The sequence below is a fragment of the Pseudomonas sp. genome, assembly GCF_049590575.1.
In the GTDB taxonomy this organism is placed as follows: Bacteria; Pseudomonadota; Gammaproteobacteria; order Pseudomonadales; family Pseudomonadaceae; genus Aquipseudomonas.
The window spans coordinates 1-1,724 of sequence record NZ_JBAWDE010000421.1; the positions used below are offsets into that span (position 1 = coordinate 1).

Annotated in this window: 1 protein-coding gene; it reads left to right on the forward strand. The window is 65.5% G+C overall.

The annotated features are described in order from the left end of the window. Positions 1 to 109 precede the first annotated feature (109 nt). The coding region (locus WBR57_RS29365; RefSeq protein WP_424088955.1) for a GspE/PulE family protein at positions 110 to 1,724 on the forward strand (1,615 nt) is incomplete at its 3' end.

A 1,724-nucleotide genomic window follows, 5' to 3' on the forward strand; every position in this document is an offset into this window, starting at 1 on the left:
CTATCGGGGGCAAGCCCCCTCCCACAAGGGGTTCCCACAGTTCTGTAGAACATTGCCCCTCAGATAGCTATCCATGCACAGTCCCTCAACGCCCATCGATGCCTGCCAGATGCACGTCCCGCACACCGAACAGGTCTGCGCGTGGCTGATGCAGCAGGCCGGGTTGAAAACCGTGGACCTGGAGCGCGCCCGGCGCCTGTCCCAAGAAGGCGGCGAGACTGAATTACTCGGCCTGCTGACCCGCCTGGGGCTGGTCTCCGAAGCCGAATTGGCCCGCGCCTGGGCCGACCTGCTCGGCGCGCCGCTGCTGCTGGCCGACGCCGCACCACCCTTGCTTGACCCTTTGCCTGCCTTGACCGAGCGCTTTATGCGCCACTATCAAGTCGTGCCCGTGGGCTGGAGCCAGGGCGGGCTGCGCGTGCTGGCGGCGAATCCGTCGCTGGTCTACCCGTTCCAGGCCATGGCCTATGCCTGCGGCGTGCCGGTGTGGCTGGCGGTCGGCCCGCGCAACGAGGTCGAAACCCTGATCGAGCGTTATTACGGCCAGGGCCGCTCGGCGATGGGCACGCTGATCGAGAACCTCGACGAGCAAAGCGGTGCGCTGGAAGACATCGAACACCTCAAGGACATGGCCTCCGAAGCGCCGGTGATTCGTCTGGTCAACCTGATCCTGCAGCGCGCGGTGGAACATCGCGCCTCGGACATCCACATCGAACCGTTCGAAAACCAGCTCAAGGTGCGCTACCGCATCGACGGCGTGCTGCACGAGGCCGAGGCGCCGCCGTCCAGCTCGTCGGCGGCGGTGATTTCGCGGGTGAAGATCATGGCGCGCCTGGACATCGCCGAGCGCCGCCTGCCCCAGGACGGCCGGATCATGCTGCGCATCCAGGGCAAGGAACTTGACCTGCGGGTGTCCACGGTGCCCACCAGCTTTGGCGAATCGGTGGTCATGCGTTTGCTTGATCGCCAGACCGTGCAGTTCGATTTCCAGAGCCTGGGCTTCGATGGCCAGCGCCTGGAAACCTTCCTTGAAGTGCTGGAACGACCCCACGGCATTCTGCTGGTCACCGGGCCTACCGGCTCGGGCAAGACCACCACGCTGTACACCGCGCTGTCACGGCTCAACACCGCCGAGCGCAAGATCATCACCGTGGAAGACCCGGTGGAATATCAGCTGGAAGGCATCAACCAGATCCAGGTGAAACCGGCCATCGGCCTGGACTTTGCCGGCGCGTTGCGCTCGATCGTGCGCCAGGACCCGGACGTGATCATGATCGGTGAGATCCGTGACCTGGAAACCTGCCGCATCGCCATTCAGTCGTCGCTGACCGGGCATTTGGTGCTGTCTACTTTGCACACCAACAGTGCCGCGGCGAGTATCACGCGGCTGCTCGACATGGGCGTCGAGAGCTACCTGATCGCCTCGACCGTCAACGGCATTCTGGCCCAGCGCCTGGTGCGCCGTCTCGACCCAGCCACGCGCGAAGCCTTTGAAGCACCGCCCGAACTGATCGCCGAGCACGGCCTGGACCGCTTTACCGATGCGCGCCCGATCATGCTTTATCGCCCGCGCGCCAATGCGCCGGGCGGCGGTTACCACGGCCGCAGCGCCATCACCGAACTGCTGGTGATGAACGAAGAACTGCGCAGCCTGCTGATGCGCCAGGCCGACGCCGCCACCCTCGAAGCCGCCGCCCGCCGTGGCGGCCTGCGCACCTTGCACG